8 protein-coding genes are annotated in these 14,635 nt (G+C 71.1%); 6 read left to right on the plus strand and 2 right to left on the minus strand.

All coding sequences use genetic code 11. The features are described 5' to 3' along the window. The first annotated feature begins 232 nt into the window (after positions 1 to 232). From recC to recD, 3 genes are read left to right on the plus strand one after another with little or no spacing between them, the layout of a single operon-like run. A complete protein-coding gene (gene recC / locus AC5592_RS21775; RefSeq protein ID WP_063065280.1) occupies positions 233 to 3,700 on the plus strand; it encodes an exodeoxyribonuclease V subunit gamma in 3,468 nt (1,155 codons plus the stop codon). Further along, entirely contained in the window at positions 3,697 to 7,278 is a 3,582-nt protein-coding gene (locus AC5592_RS21780; RefSeq protein WP_084506992.1) for a UvrD-helicase domain-containing protein, read from the plus strand. Before recC ends, AC5592_RS21780 begins: the two co-directional genes overlap by 4 nt. Next, complete coding sequence (recD, locus tag AC5592_RS21785) at positions 7,275 to 9,155, plus strand: exodeoxyribonuclease V subunit alpha (protein WP_063065281.1); 1,881 nt, start codon at positions 7,275 to 7,277, stop codon at positions 9,153 to 9,155. The genes AC5592_RS21780 and recD overlap by 4 nt, the downstream gene beginning before the upstream one ends. 21 nt (positions 9,156 to 9,176) lie before the next feature. Here the strand turns inward: recD and AC5592_RS21790 are convergent, their stop codons facing one another. After that, the gene (locus AC5592_RS21790; protein ID WP_051024566.1) at positions 9,177 to 9,881 is read right to left on the minus strand and encodes a TetR/AcrR family transcriptional regulator; all 705 of its coding nucleotides are present in this window, start codon (positions 9,879 to 9,881) and stop codon (positions 9,177 to 9,179) included. Positions 9,882 to 10,011: 130 nt separating this feature from the next. On the opposite strand from AC5592_RS21790, the gene AC5592_RS21795 reads away from it, so the two are divergent. After that, complete coding sequence (locus AC5592_RS21795; RefSeq protein ID WP_036501085.1) at positions 10,012 to 11,583, plus strand: succinic semialdehyde dehydrogenase; 1,572 nt, start codon at positions 10,012 to 10,014, stop codon at positions 11,581 to 11,583. 37 nt (positions 11,584 to 11,620) lie between these two features. Then, the gene (locus AC5592_RS21800; RefSeq protein WP_036501086.1) at positions 11,621 to 12,448 is read left to right on the plus strand and encodes an SDR family NAD(P)-dependent oxidoreductase; all 828 of its coding nucleotides are present in this window, start codon (positions 11,621 to 11,623) and stop codon (positions 12,446 to 12,448) included. Positions 12,449 to 12,478: 30 nt separating this feature from the next. Here the strand turns inward: AC5592_RS21800 and AC5592_RS21805 are convergent, their stop codons facing one another. Continuing rightward, on the minus strand, positions 12,479 to 12,994 hold the full coding sequence (locus AC5592_RS21805) for an NUDIX domain-containing protein (RefSeq protein ID WP_036501087.1): 516 nt from the start codon (positions 12,992 to 12,994) through the stop codon (positions 12,479 to 12,481). 84 nt (positions 12,995 to 13,078) lie between these two features. On the opposite strand from AC5592_RS21805, the gene AC5592_RS21810 reads away from it, so the two are divergent. Continuing rightward, positions 13,079 to 14,251: an SPFH domain-containing protein gene (locus AC5592_RS21810; protein ID WP_063065282.1), complete on the plus strand. Its 1,173-nt coding sequence runs from the start codon at positions 13,079 to 13,081 to the stop codon at positions 14,249 to 14,251. Positions 14,252 to 14,635: the final 384 nt, after the last annotated feature.

The raw sequence follows: 14,635 nt of genomic DNA on the forward strand, positions 1-14,635 counted from the left end.
CGGATTCGATTGTGTTGCCGAATGTTTGGTGACATGCTGCGAAGAGCGGCAAATCGGTGGTAACGGGCGATGACGGGTCGGTTGCGGAGGGCTCGTACCGCGGCGTTCGGAGGGTGCGGCGCTCCGAGACGGGCCGGTGCCGCCGGGAGCGGTGGCCGGGTTTGTAGGATCGGGCGCGCCGCATCACCGCGACAAGGGATCGCGCGCGAGGGACGAGAGAGGCGGTGCGCAGGTGCTGCACATCCACCGGGCCGAGTCGGCGCGCACGCTCGCCGACGCGCTCGCCGCGATGCTGTCGCACCCGCTGCCGGACCCCTTCGCCGCCGAGGTCGTCGCGGTCGGCGCACACGGCGTGCAACGCTGGCTCAACCAGCGGCTCGCGGTGACCCTGGGCGCGCGAACCGGTGACGGCGTGGCCGCCAACATCGACTACCCGACCCCGGCGGCGCTGGTCGCCGACATCTCGGCCGCGGCCTCCGATATCGCCGCCGACGCCGACCCGTGGGCCCCCGACCGGCTGGTGTGGCCCGTACTGGCGGCGATGGACGCCGCGATCGGCGAGCCGTGGGCGGCAGTGCTGGCCCGGCATCTGGGTGTGGGCGCCGGCCCGGACGAGGCGTACCGGGCAGGGCGGCGGCTGAGCACCGCGACGCATATCGCGACCCTGTTCGACACCTACGGCACCACCCGCCCCACCCTGATCGCCGACTGGGCCGACGGCGCCGACACCGACGGCCGCGGCGCCGACCTACCCGACGACCTGCGGTGGCAGCCGCGACTGTGGCGGCGGGTGCGCGAGGCGATCGGCATTCCCGCACCGGCGCAGCGGCTCGACACCGTCTGCCACCGGCTGCGCACCGATCCCGCGAGTATCGATCTGCCGCAGCGTCTTTCGGTCTTCGGACTGCCTCGGATCGCGGCCGCGCAGCTCGCGGTACTCGCGGCGGTGGCCGAACACCGGGAGGTGCACCTCTGGCTGGCCCATCCCAGCCCGGCGCTGTGGGAGCGGCTGCGGACCGGCGCGGATGCCGTGGCGGAGGGTGCCGAGGTCGCCCGTCCGGCGGGAGCCGGCGCGAGCCGATCCGGCGAGAGCGCGGAAGCCGTTGCCGGGCTCGCGGGTGCGGCGACGGTCGTGCGAAGCCCTCTCGCCGCTCCCCGGCGGGTGGTGGCCGATCCGATCGCCCGGCATCCCCTGCTGGCGGCGCTGGGCCGCGACGTGCGCGAGGTGCAGAACAGGCTGGCGACCGTGGATTTCGCCGACCAGCATCACCAGCCGAATCGTGCGGGTGACGAAAAGAGTTCGGGCACAGTGCTTTCCGAGCTGCAAGCGGCCATCCGCGCGGATCACTGGCCACCGGTGGCGTGCGAGGCCGACGACAGCGTGCAGATCCACGCCTGCCACGGCGCCGCCCGGCAGGTGGAGGTGTTGCGCGATGTGCTGCTCGGCCTCTTCCAGCGCGATCCCACTCTCGAACCGCGCGACGTGATCGTGCTGTGCCCCGATCCCGACGGCTACGCCCCGCTGGTGCGGGCCGCCTTCGGCCAGGGGCCCGCCGCCCTGGACGACCCCGACGCGAATCCCGCACACGGCTTACGGGTGCGGCCCGCCGAACGCAGTGCGGGCGCGGCGAATTCGGTGCTCGCGGTGCTGGAGGATCTGCTGGCGCTGGCCGAGGGTCGTGTCGGCGTCACTCAGGTGCTCGACCTCGCCGCCACCGAACCCGTCCGGTATCGCTGCGGATTCGACGACGACGATATCGAGCGGCTGCGCGAATGGGCCGCCGAAACCGGCGCCCGCTGGGGGATCGGGCAACGGCAGCGGCAGGCATTCGGACTCGCCGAATTCGGCCAGAACACCCTCAACGCGGCGGTCGACCGGATTCTGCTCGGCGTCGCCGCGGGGGAATCGGGCGAGGACTGGCTGGATCTGGCGCTGCCGCTGGACGACGTCGACTCCGGCGATGTGGACCTGGCCGGGCGTTTCGCCGAATTCGTCGACCGGCTCGCGGTCTGCGTGCGTGATCTGAGCGGACCCACCCCGGCCGAACCCGCCGGCGCACCGCGCCCCGCCCGGCAGTGGCTGCAGATCCTGCATCGCGCGCTCGATCTGCTCACCGATCTACCGGCCGCCGCGGCCTGGCAGGGGGTGCAGGCGCGCCGGGAACTGGCCGCCGCCTTCGAACACGCGGACGCGGCCGAGTTGCGGCTGCCCGATGTGATCGCCGCCCTGCGGGCGCGGTCCCGGGCCCGGGCGCCGCGCTCCAATTACCGCACCGGTGAGCTCACCGTCTGTGGGCTGGCGCCGATGCGGTCGATTCCGCATCGGGTGGTGGTGCTGCTCGGGCTCGACGACGAGGTGTTCCCGCGCACCGGCGGCATCGACGGCGACGATGTCACCGCGCGGGAACCGCTTGTCGGAGAACGTGATCCGCGCAGCGAGGACCGCGGGCTGCTGCTCGATGCCGTTCTGGCCGCGCGCCAGCATCTGGTGGTGCTCTACACCGGTGCCGATCCGGTGACCGGTACACCCCGGCCGCCGGTCACACCGCTCGCGGAACTGATCGACGTGGTGCGCGCCCACCGCGGGACCGGTGAGGTGGTGCGTCGGCATCCGCTGCAGGCATACGACCGCCGCAATTTCGACGCGCGCGACCCGTTCGGTTTCGACACCCTCGCGCTGGCCGCCGCCCGCGCCGCGGACCGCCCCGCGCAACCGAGCCCGCCGTGGTTGTCCGGCCCCCTGCCGGCAGTGGCGCGCACGGATGTGGAACTGGCGGAACTGGTGTCGTTCGCCGAACATCCGATCCGGGCCTTCCTGTGGCAGCGGCTGGGCATCCGGGTGCCGGAGGAGGACGAGGACATCGATGAACGCCTGCCCATCGAACTGACCGGGCTGGCCACCTGGAACATCGGCGAACGCATGCTGGCGGCCCGGCTCACCGGCGCCGATCCGGGCGCCCTGCGCGCCGCGGAATGGCGGCGCGGCACCCTGCCGCCGTTCGGTCTCGGCGCTTCGGTGCTCGCCGAGGTGGAATCCACCGTGGACCGGCTGGTGCAGGTCGCCGCGCCACTGCAGCAGGCGCCGGCCCGCACCATCGATATCGCGGTGGATCTGGGGTCGGGGCGGCGGCTGACCGGGACGGTCGCCGATGTGCACGACGACGCCGTCGTGCGCGCCACCTATTCGCGGCTCGCGCCCAAACATCGGATGGCGGCGTGGGTGCGGCTGCTGGCGCTGGCCGCCACCGAACGCCATCAGAGCTGGCGGGCCGTGAGCATCGGGCGCGGCAAGTTCGGCCGCCCGGCCTGGCGTTCGTCGCTGACCGCACCGGCCCCCGCACTCGCTGCGGACCTGCTGCGCGAGCTGGCCGACCTGCGCGAGGAGGGCTTGACCGAACCACTGTCGTTCGCGCCGTCGGCCTCGGCGGTGTACGCCGAACGCCGCTGCCGCGGAGCCGATCTCGACTCCGCCCGCGCCGCCGCGGAAGAGGAGTTCTACGGCGGGCCGAAGGGACCGCGCCCGTTCGGTGACCACACCGACCGCTACCTGACCTACGTCCGAGGACCCGAACCGAGCTTCGAGCAACTGGAAACCCCACTGCCCGAACCGGACCGCTACGGCGAGACCACCACCTTCGGCTCGGTCGCCCGGCGACTGTGGAATCCGCTGCTGGCCAACGAATCCCAGGGGCAGCCATGACCGAGGAACTGTTCCCCGTCACCGATCTGCGCACCCCGGAAGCGGCGGCGCACACCACCACCCGCCGCCGCGCTCGTGAGGCCGATGAATCGACCGGCCCGGCCGAACTTTTCGCCCTCGACGAGCTCCGACCGGAACACGAGACGGACCTTCTCGATACGGCTGCCGAGCCCTCCGATACCGCCGCCGACAGCGGTGTCGAAGAGCAGCGCAACGGTGGTTCGGATGTCGGCCGCCGCGTCCGCGCAGGTGGCTCCGCATCGTTCGGCCAGTTCGACCTGTGCGGTGACTTGCCCACGGGGACAACGGTCCTCGAGGCGAGCGCGGGGACCGGCAAGACCTACGCCATCGTCGGGCTGGCGGTGCGGTTCGTCGCCGAGGGGCTGGTCGACATCTCGCAGCTGCTGCTGGTGACCTTCACCCGGGCCGCGACCCAGGAGTTGCGGGAACGCACGCGGGAGCGATTCGTCACCGTCGCGGCCGCACTCGACGATCCGGAGGCCGCGCGCGCCGGAACCGACGAGTTGATCGCCCATCTGGCCGACGCCGATCCGGCCGAGGTGGCGCGGCGACGCCGGCGACTGGTCGCGGCGCTGTCGGATTTCGATGCCGGGACCATCTCCACCACCCACGGGTTCTGTCAGCGCATGCTCGACGAACTCGGCATCGCGGGCGAACACGATCCGCGGGTGCGGCTGGTCGAGGGCATCGAGGAACTGGTGAGCACCGTCGCCGAGGATCTGTACCTGGCCCGCTACGCCCGTGGCGGCGCGCCGATGCCGGTGCGCCAGGCGCTGTCGCTGGCGGCGGCCGCGGTGGCGGACCGGCGCGCGCGGCTGGTGCCGGGGGAGGAACTCGGCGATCACCCGGCGGCCGAGGCGGCGGCGTTCGCGGCGGCGGTGCGCGCGGAAGTCGATCGGCGCAAACGGCTTTCGGGCATTCGCGACTTCGACGACCAGCTGGTGCTACTGCACGACGTACTCGCCGACCCGGTCCACGGCGAGCGCGCGTGCTGCCGCATCCGCGACCGCTTCCGCGTGACGCTGGTCGACGAATTCCAGGACACCGACCCCCTGCAGTGGGACATCCTGCGGCGGGTCTTCCACGACCACACGACCCTGGTGCTGGTCGGCGATCCGAAACAGGCGATCTACGCCTTCCGCGGCGCCGAGGTCCTCAGCTACCTGGACGCCGTCGCCCACGCCGACACCCGTCGCGAACTCGATACCAACCGCCGCAGCGACGCCGGTCTGCTGGCGGCACTGCACCACATGCTCGGCGGTGCCGCCCTGGGACATCCGCAGATCACGGTGCCGCAGGTTACGGCGGTACGGCCGCACAGCCGGCTCACCGGGCCCGAGGGTGCGGCGGTTCCGTTGCGGCTCAGGTGTTTTCCCCGCCAGGGCGCCGGAGCGTTGAACGGGAGCGGATTCCCGGTGGTGGGCCGCCAGCGCGATCGGGTGGCCACCGACCTCGCCGCCGATATCGTCCGCACCCTCGAGTCCGGGGCCCGGTTGGGCGACCGCCCGCTGGGACCCGGCGATATCGCCGTGCTGGTCCGCACCCGCGCGCAGATCGACCTGGTGCGCGCGGAACTGGACCGCGCCGGTGTCGCGTCCGTACTCGCCGGTGGCGCCAGCGTTTTCGCCACCCGCAGTGCCACCGACTGGCTGTGGGTGCTGCGCGCGCTGGAACAACCGCACCGCGGTGACCGGGTCCGGCTGGCGGCGACCACCCCGCTGCTCGGACTGTCCGCGGCCGATATCGACGCCGGTGGCGCGGATCTGGTGGGCAGGCTCAGCACCCAGCTGCGCGACGCGGCCCGGCTGTTCGCGCGCTCCGGTTTCGCTGCCGTGTTCGACCGGCTGTCCGCCCAGGCCCAGCCCGCGCCGCGACTGCTGGCCCAGAGCGGCGGCGAACGGCGCCTGACCGATCTGCGGCATATCGCGCAACTGCTCGACGAGGTCGCCGCGCGGGAATCGCTCGGACTCACCGCGCTGACCCGCTGGCTGGCCGACCGGGTGCGTGATCCGTCCTCGGGCGCCGTCGCGGGACGCAGCCGCCGCCTCGACCGCGATGCCGCCGCGGTGCAGATCGCCACCGTGCACGCCAGTAAGGGCCTGGAATTCCCCGTCGTCTATCTGCCTTTCGCGTGGGACGGCGCGAAGAACCCCAATCCGTCGACGCTGCTGTTCCACGACGGCGACGAACGGGTCCTGGACGTCGGCGGTCCCGAGGCGCCCGGTTACGCCGAGCACCGCCGTCGCTGTGAGGCCGAGGAAGCGGGGGAGGAGCTGCGGCTGCTGTACGTCGCGGTGACCCGGGCACAGTGCCAGGTGGTGGCCTGGTGGGCGCCGGCCTACGGTACGGCCGCCGCGCCGCTGCACCGGATGATCCTGGGCCGCGACCCCGGCAGCGCCGAGGTGCCGGCCCGCAGCGAGGTGCCCGCGGACCCGATCGTGTTGCAGCAGTTGCGCGAATGGGCCGCGACCGCCGGTCCCGGCCTGATCGAGATCGAGCCCGTCCGCGCGGCGGTCGAGGCGCAGCTGCGCACCGAACGGGGACAGACCGGCGACCGGACGCTCGAGGCGGCGCGGTTCACCCGCTCCGTCGACCACGACTGGCGCCGTACCTCGTACTCGGCGCTCACCGCCTCGGCGCACGAAACAGCCCATGGCGCAACGGATTTGGTGGTATCGGATCCCGTCGAAGGCGGCACCGACGAGCCGTTGTCGCCGGCGCCGGAACTCGGTCCCGACCTCGGAGCGGAGGATGAGTTCGCCGGTGCGGCACCGTCGTTGATGAACGAGTTGCCCTACGGCGCCGAATTCGGCACGCTCGTGCACGGCGTGCTCGAGCTGGTCGACACCGATGCGCCGGATCTGGCCGCCGAGGTTCTGCTGCGCTGCGAACAGGCCGTCGAGCAACTCATGGCCGATATCGATCCCGGCGAACTCGCCCGCGCGCTGGTCGCGGTGCTGCGCACACCGTGCGATCCGGTCGCGCTGGCCGACATCCGGTCGCGGGATCGGTTGAACGAATTGGAATTCGAACTGCCGCTCGCGGGCGGTGACGACCCGGTGGCGCAGCGGGTGACGGTCCGGCGCATCGGCGCCCTGCTGCGGAAACATCTGCGGTCCGACGATCCGTTCGCCACCTACGCCGACGCCCTCGACCTGCTCGACGACATTCCGCTGCGCGGATATCTGACCGGAAGTATCGACGCCGTGCTGCGGACCGACGGCCCCCGCTTCCTCGTCGTCGACTACAAGACCAACCGGCTCGGGACCGGTGAGCTGACCGTGGCGCACTATCGGCGCGACCGCATGGCCGAGGAGATGATGCGCTCGCATTATCCGCTGCAGGCGCTGCTGTATTCGGCCGCGTTGCACCGTTATCTACGCTGGCGCATGCCCGACTACGATCCGGCTCGCCACCTCGGCGGGGTGCGCTATCTGTTCGTGCGCGGCATGATCGGCCCCGCCACCCCACCCGGCCACGGCGTCTTCGACTGGGATCCCCCGGCCGAGCTGATCGTGGCGCTGTCGGATCTGCTGGCCGGCCAGGAGGACCGATGACGGCGATTGCTCTGGCGCAGCGCGCTACCGGCCTGCTGCGAACCTTCAACACCGCAGGCGTGCTGTCGGCGGCCGATGTGCACGTGGCGTTGCGGCTGGGCAAGCTCGGCGGTGAATCCGGAGAGCAGGTGCTGCTGGCCGCCGCGCTCGCCGTGCGTGCGGTGCGGTCGGGGTCGGTATGCCTGGAATTGCGGCGCATGCACGAAATCGGTGTCGACGGTGAGGGTTTCGACCTCGGCGAGGCGGAAGCGATCGATCCCGCACTGCTGCCCTGGCCGGACGTCGACAGCCTGTGCGAGCGGTTGCGCGCGAGCCCACTGGTGTGCGGCAGCCCGGCCGGGCCGCTGTGCCCGCTGCGGCTGGTCGACTCCGAGGGCGGGCCGCTGCTGTATCTGGACCGCTACTACCGGCAGGAGCAGACGATCCGCGAGGTGCTGGCGGACCGTGCGCACGGGCATCCGCTCGTCGACCCGGACACCGTGCGCCGGGAACTGGACCGGCTGTTCCCCGGCACGGGCGGGCCCGCCGCCGCCCCGGACCGTCAGCGCATCGCCGCCGCCGTCGCCGCCACCAGCTGGACCACGGTGGTCGCCGGTGGTCCCGGTACCGGTAAGACCCACACCATCGCCCGCATCCTGGCACTGCTGGTCGCGCATCAGCGCGCGGTCGCCGACACCGCACCGCTGCGTATCGCGCTGGCCGCGCCGACCGGCAAAGCCGCTGCGCGCCTGCAGGAATCGGTGCGTGAACAGGCCGGTGACCTCGACCTGCCGGAGCTGACCGCGGCCACCGTGCACCGGCTGCTGGGCTGGCAGCGCGGCGGCACCACCCGCTTCCGCCATCACGCCCACAACCGGCTGCCCTACGACGTCATCGTCGTCGACGAAACCTCCATGGTGTCGCTGACCATGATGAGCAGGCTGCTGCCGGCCGTGCGCCCGGACGCCCGGCTGGTCCTCGTCGGCGACCCGGACCAGCTCGCCTCGGTCGATGCCGGTGCGGTCCTCGCCGATCTGGTCGCGGGACCGGTGGCCGGGCCGCCGAATCCGATCCTCGAGCGGATCCTCGACACCGGTTCCGGTCCGGTGGCCGGTGCCGAGGATCTCAGTGAACGGGAACGAAACCGATTGCGCGGCGGCATGATTCGCCTGACCCGCGGCCGCCGGTTCGGTGGCCGGATCGCCGATCTGGCGGTGGCGGTGCGCGCCGGCGACGCCGAGACGGCGCTCGCGCTGCTGCACGACGGCGGTGCGGAGCTGTCCCTCCACGAACCCGACGACATCGCCGATGTGCGTGCCGACGTGGTACGCGCCGCCCGCGAATCCACCACTGCCGCCGAGGCCGGGGACGCCGCGGCGGCGCTGCGGGCGATGGAATCGCATCGCCTGCTGTGCGCGCACCGGCAGGGGCCGTTCGGCGTCGAACGGTGGGACCGCATGGCCGGCGGCTGGGTCGCCGCGGCCGGGATCGGCACGGAATCCGCTGCCGGGCAGTGGTTTCCGGGCCAACCGCTGCTGGTGACCGCCAACGACCACGAGGCCCGCATCTACAACGGCGACACCGGTGTCATCGTGCGGTCCGGCGACGGTGGCCTGCGCGCGGCGCTGCAGCGTGGCAGCGAACCGTATCTGGTGCATCCCACCCAGTTCCCGGGCGTCACCACGGTGTACGCGATGACCATCCACCGCAGCCAGGGCAGCCAGTACGGTGCGGTGACGATCGTGCTGCCGGGCCCGGAGTCGACGCTGCTGACCCGTGAGCTGCTCTATACCGCGATCACTCGCGCCCGGCAGCGGGTCCGCATCATCGGTACAGCAGAGGCGCTGGAGGCCGGGATCTCGCGGCGGGTGCTGCGGGCGAGCGGGCTGCGCGGCTGATCCGGGGCGTTGTCGCGGGATTCAGCCCTGCACGGGCAGGAAGATGCCCGGAATCGTCAGGGCGAGTTCGACATCCTCGCGCCGACCGAGGGTGACCAGCACCGTGCGGATCATCGTCAGCCGGGCCTCGGCGACCGCCTCGGGATCCGGATCGTCTCCCGGTGCGGTGGCCAGCGACACCTGGTACACCACGAATGCGCAGACCTGCAGTGCCGTGTCGAGGTCCAGCGGTGCGGGCAACTGCCGGCCCAGCACGGCGAACTTCTCCCGCACCAGCGCGCGGATATCGTCGAAGGCCTGCTCTCGGTACGCCGAGACCGGTGAGGCCGGATCGTGCAGTTCCGCGAACACCGGGCGCAGCATCGGCCCGTGCCCCCGGGCCCAGTCCAGGTAGGCGTCGATGATGCCGATGCCGAGCGCCACCGGCTCCTCGGACTCTTCCAGTGCCCGGCGGATACCGCCCACCAGGCCCTCGTTGGACTGCGTGAGGACGACGTCGAGCGGGGCCGTGGCATTGGCGAAATAGCGGTAGAAGGTGGGCCGCGAGATCCCGGCCTGTTCGATGATGCGCGCGACACTCAGTCCGCGCGAACCGGATTCGGTGAACACCGCGGCGGTGGCGGCGACGATGCGGGAGCGCACCTCGTCGGCCTGTGCGGGCGTCTGCGGCGGCCGGCCCCGGCGAGCGGCGCCGTTGTGAGTGGTGAGCACCCCGTCCTGCGGCATCCGTGGTACCTCCCTGATCGGTTGTGCGGACTTGACATGGCCCGGCATCGCCCGATTAATCTAACATCGGTGTTAATCTAACACTGGTGTTCAACAAATTGTTGGCGCCTGCCGACCGAGAGGGCCGACAATGACGACCGCCCCAGACCTCGCCGCTGCTCCGGCCCTGCCGCAGGAGCTGGTGGACCGCCTGCTCGCGCACGCCACCGCGGGTGGCGCTGCCTCGGTGGCGGTCCTCGCCCCGGCCACCGGCGCCAAGATCGCCGAGCTGCCGCAGTCGTCCACCGCCGATATCGAGTCCGCCTTCGCGACCGCCCGCAGCGCTCAGCAGCGGTGGGCGCGGGTTCCCGTGCGCGAACGCGTGGGTGTGCTGCGCCGCTTCCACGACCTGGTCCTGGCCGAGCAGGACACCATCCTCGACATCGTCCAGACCGAGGCCGGCAAGTCCCGCGTGCACGCCTTCGACGAGGTCGGGGATGTGGCGGTCAACGCTCGCTACTACGCCGCCGCGGCCGAACGGCTGCTCGCCTCGCGCACCCCGCGCGGTGTGCTGCCGGTGCTTACCAAAATCGAGGTCCGCAACCGGCCCAAGGGTGTGGTCGCGGTGATCTCGCCGTGGAACTACCCCTTGGCCCTGGCCGTGTCCGACGCGCTGCCCGCGCTCATGGCCGGCAACGCGGTCGTCGCGCGACCCGACAACCAGACCGCGCTCACCGCGTTGTGGGCGATCGACGCCGCTGAACGCGCCGGCCTGCCCGCGGGGCTGTGGCAGGCGGTGCTGGGCCGCGGCTCGGTGATCGGCGGTGAGGTGATCGCGCGTGCCGACTACGTCGACTACACCGGCTCCAGCGCCACCGGCCGCACCATCGCCCGGCAGGCGGGGGAGCGGCTGATCGGCTACTCGCTCGAACTGGGTGGCAAGAATCCGCTGCTGGTGCTCGCCGACGCCGATGTGAGCGCGGCCGCCAAGATCGCGGTGCGCGCCTGTTTCGCCTCGGCCGGGCAACTGTGCGAATCCATCGAGCGCATCTACGTGCACGACCGCGTCTACGATCGGTTCGTCAGCGAATTCACCTCCGCCACAAAGGCTTTACGGCTCGGTTCGGCGCTCGACTACTCCTACGAGATGGGTTCGCTGACCTTCCCGCGCCAGCTCGACACGGTCACCGAACACGTCCAGGACGCCGTCGCCAAGGGCGCGACCGTGCTGGCCGGCGGCCGCGCGCGGCCGGACCTGGGCCCGTACTTCTACGAGCCGACCGTCCTGGCCGGGGTGCGACCGGGGATGACCGTCTACCGCGAGGAGACCTTCGGCCCGGTCGTCTCGATCTACCGCGTCCACAGCGACGACGAGGCCGTCGAGCAGGCCAACGACACCGCCTACGGTCTCAACGCCAGCGTGTGGAGCCGCGATACCGGACGCGCCCGGGAGATCGCCGCCCGCATCCACGCCGGATCGGTGAATGTGAACGAGGGCTTCATCGCCGCGTGGGGCAGTGTCGCGGCCCCCTCCGGCGGGCTCGGCATCTCCGGTAGCGGCCGCCGCCACGGGCCGGAGGGGCTGCTCAAATACGTCGACACCCAGACCATCGCGGTCCAGCGCGCGCTGCCGATCGCGCCGCTGCCGGGCATGTCGGAAGCACTGTGGGCGAAGACCATGACGCTCTACTTCGGCGTGATGAAGGCGTTGCGGCAGAAATGATCTCGCCCGCTCGGGCACATCGGGAAAGGGAACGGATATGGATACGGTCGCGGGCAAGCGGGTACTGATCACCGGCGCGGCGATGGGCCTGGGCAAATCCTTCGCCCAGCGGGCGGTGCGCGAACAGGCCGCCGACGTGGTGCTCTGGGATGTCAACGAGACCGCGCTGAAGCAGACCGCCGCCGAACTGTCCTCCGGATCGGTGAGCCGGGTGCACCACTACGTGGTCGACGTCGCCGACCAGCAGTCGATCATCGAGGCCGGCGCCGCGGTGCGATCGGAGGTCGGCGATATCGACGTGCTGGTCAACAACGCCGGAATCGTGCGCGGCAACGGCTACTTCTGGGAAACCGAGAACCGCGCCGACATCGACAAGACGATGGCGATCAATTCACTGGCGCCCATGTACATCGCGCTGGAATTCCTGCCCGCCATGGTCAACCGCAAGACCCCGGCGCGGGTGCTGAACATCGCCTCCTCGGCGGCGCTGGTGGCCAATCCGCGCATGAGTGTCTACGCCGCCTCCAAGTGGGCGGCGCTGGGCTGGTCGGATTCGGTGCGCCTGGAACTCGAGCAGTCCGGCAACGAGCACGTGAAGGTCACCACGGTGTGCCCGACCTACATCAACACCGGAATGTTCGACGGCGCCAAGGGTTTCTGGTTCACGCCGATCCTGGAGCAGGAAGAGGTCGTCGACACCGCGTGGCGGGAGATGAAGAACGGTGCGGCGCTGGTCGTGCTGCCGTGGACCTCCCGGCTCAACCGCGCCATCTCCGGTCTGCTGCCGCTGAAGGTGCGCGACTACTACCTGAACAAGGTGGGTGTCTATCACTCGATGGACGAATTCACCGGCCGCAAGTCCTGAGGCCCAGTCGATTTCAGCGGCTTCGCCGATTCACGAGGCTTCGCCGGGCCGGACGCGCCAGGGGAGCGTGACCGGTTCGGGTGGTATCCGACCCGCCAGCAGATCGGCGAGGAGCCCGGCGAGACCGAGCGGGTAGACCTCCTGATCGGTGCTCGCGAGCTCATCGACACTCCACCAGCGGAATTCGTCGATGGCGGTGCTTTCGTAGGTCAGCAGCCCACTCGTATCCAGGTCGGTGCCCGCGGTGGGCAGCCGGTAGAAGAAATAGTCCTCGCGAAAAATGCCCGACAGCCAGCCGGGAATCTCCAGATGTCCGGCCGCCACCGCCACCTGCGGTCCGAGATCGGCCGCGGTGACCCGTAATCCGGTCTCCTCGCCCAATTCCCGCGCCGCGGCCTCCGCGGGCGACTCGGCCGCATCGATCCCACCGCCGGGGGTGATCCAGTACAGCGGATCCAGCGTGCCGCGATAGGCGATGAGCAGAATCCGGTCGTCGGCGTCCGCGAGGATCACCCGTCCCGACCTGCGCACGTATCGCTGCTCCACAACGCCTCATGCTAGCGGCCGCGGTGAATCCGTTTGTGCCATACTCGGCGCGGCGGAATGCGCCGAGGGAGGACGGAAGTACGCATGGGCCTGATGGACAAGATCCGCGGTGAATTCGTCGACATCATCGAATGGCTCGACGATACGAATTCCACGCTGGCGTGGCGATTCCCGCGCTACGACAACGAGATCAAGAACGGCGCCGAACTGATCGTGCGCGAGGGCCAGCAGGCCGTCTTCGTCTACCGGGGGCAGCTGGCCGACCGCTACGAGCCCGGCCATTACGCCCTGACCACGGAGAACATGCCGATCATGTCCACCCTGCAGGGGTGGAAGCACGGGTTCAACAGCCCGTTCCGCTCGGAGGTGTATTTCGTCAACACCCGGCCGGTCACCGATTTCCGCTGGGGCACACCGCAACCGGTGACGGTGCGCGACCCCGACTTTCGCATGGTGCAGGTCCGCGCCAACGGCACCACCATCGTGAAGGTGGTCGACCCGGCCGTGTTCCTGCGCCAGGTGATCGGCACCGAGAGCGTCGTCGACATGGAGCAGATCACCGATCTGCTGCGGCGCACGGTCGCGCTCGCGTTCTCGGATATGGTGCTCGCCACCGGTCTCGGCGCGATCGATCTGCAGGGGCGTCAGGTCGAATTGTCCGACAAGCTCCGCGAATTCGTGGCGCAGCGGGTGGCGCCGTTCGGACTGGGCGTCGACGCGGTCACCATGACCATCTCGCTGCCGGAGGAGATCCAGCAGGCGATGACCCGCGGTGTGGCCCGGGGCGTCGAGGCCAGTGGATTCGCCGACAACGTCCGTGATCCGAACCGGTACCAGCAGGTGCAGGCGGCCGACGCGATGCTCGCCGCCGCGCAGAATCCCGGCGGCGGTGCGATGGGCGCGGCGATGCAGGCCGGAATGGGCGTGGCCCTGGGCGGGCAGATGGCGGGCGCGATGCAGGGCGCGTTCGCCCAGCCCGCCGCCGGCTACGCCCAGCCGGGCTACGGGCAGCAGCCACCGCCGCTTCCGGTGCAGCAGCAGTTCCACATCGACCTCGACGGGCAGGCGGCGGGTCCCTTCCCGGTCGACCAGCTACGCCAGTTCGTCGCCGCCGGCCGCCTCACCCCGCAGACGAACGTCTGGACCACCGGCATGTCCGCGTGGGCCGCGGCCTCGACCGTCCCCGCGCTGCAGTCGTTGTTCGGTGGTCCGCCGCCGCTGCCCGGCACCCCGCCCCCGCCGCCTCCCGCCGGCTAGCCGCACACCAGCGAACCGGGGGACCGATGAACGACCCACGCCCACAACCGAACTCGTCTCCGGTGCCGCCACCGCTCCGGGGCAGCGACGGCGAATCCGAGGGTATGACGCCACCTCCGCTGCGGCCGCCTGCGCTGGATGGTTATCGCGAAACCGAGGGGGTGCCTCCGTTGCGGTCACATGCGCCCGGTGGCAATCGCGAGCCGGGGAGTATGCCCCCGTCACCCATGCCGGGCGGTGGTTACCGCATGCGGGACGGCACGACGCCGCCACCGGTGGGCGTCGGCCCGGCGCTCTATCCGCCGGCGGCCACGACGCCATTCGGCGCGCCGCCTGCCATGCCCCCACTCGGCTCGACGCCTGGCACAACGGCCCTCATTCCGC

This window comes from Nocardia violaceofusca NBRC 14427 (genome assembly GCF_963869435.1).
Taxonomy (GTDB): domain Bacteria; phylum Actinomycetota; class Actinomycetes; order Mycobacteriales; family Mycobacteriaceae; genus Nocardia; species Nocardia aobensis.

Excerpts from the sequence above, each read along its gene's own strand:
- AC5592_RS21780 (WP_084506992.1), top strand. The coding sequence starts at position 3,697 with ATGACCGAGGAACTGTTCCCCGTCACCGATCTGCGCACCCCGGAAGCG.
- recD (WP_063065281.1), top strand. The coding sequence starts at position 7,275 with ATGACGGCGATTGCTCTGGCGCAGCGCGCTACCGGCCTGCTGCGAACC.
- AC5592_RS21790 (WP_051024566.1), bottom strand. The coding sequence starts at position 9,881 with ATGCCGCAGGACGGGGTGCTCACCACTCACAACGGCGCCGCTCGCCGG.
- AC5592_RS21795 (WP_036501085.1), top strand. The coding sequence starts at position 10,012 with ATGACGACCGCCCCAGACCTCGCCGCTGCTCCGGCCCTGCCGCAGGAG.
- AC5592_RS21800 (WP_036501086.1), top strand. The coding sequence starts at position 11,621 with ATGGATACGGTCGCGGGCAAGCGGGTACTGATCACCGGCGCGGCGATG.
- AC5592_RS21810 (WP_063065282.1), top strand. The coding sequence starts at position 13,079 with ATGGGCCTGATGGACAAGATCCGCGGTGAATTCGTCGACATCATCGAA.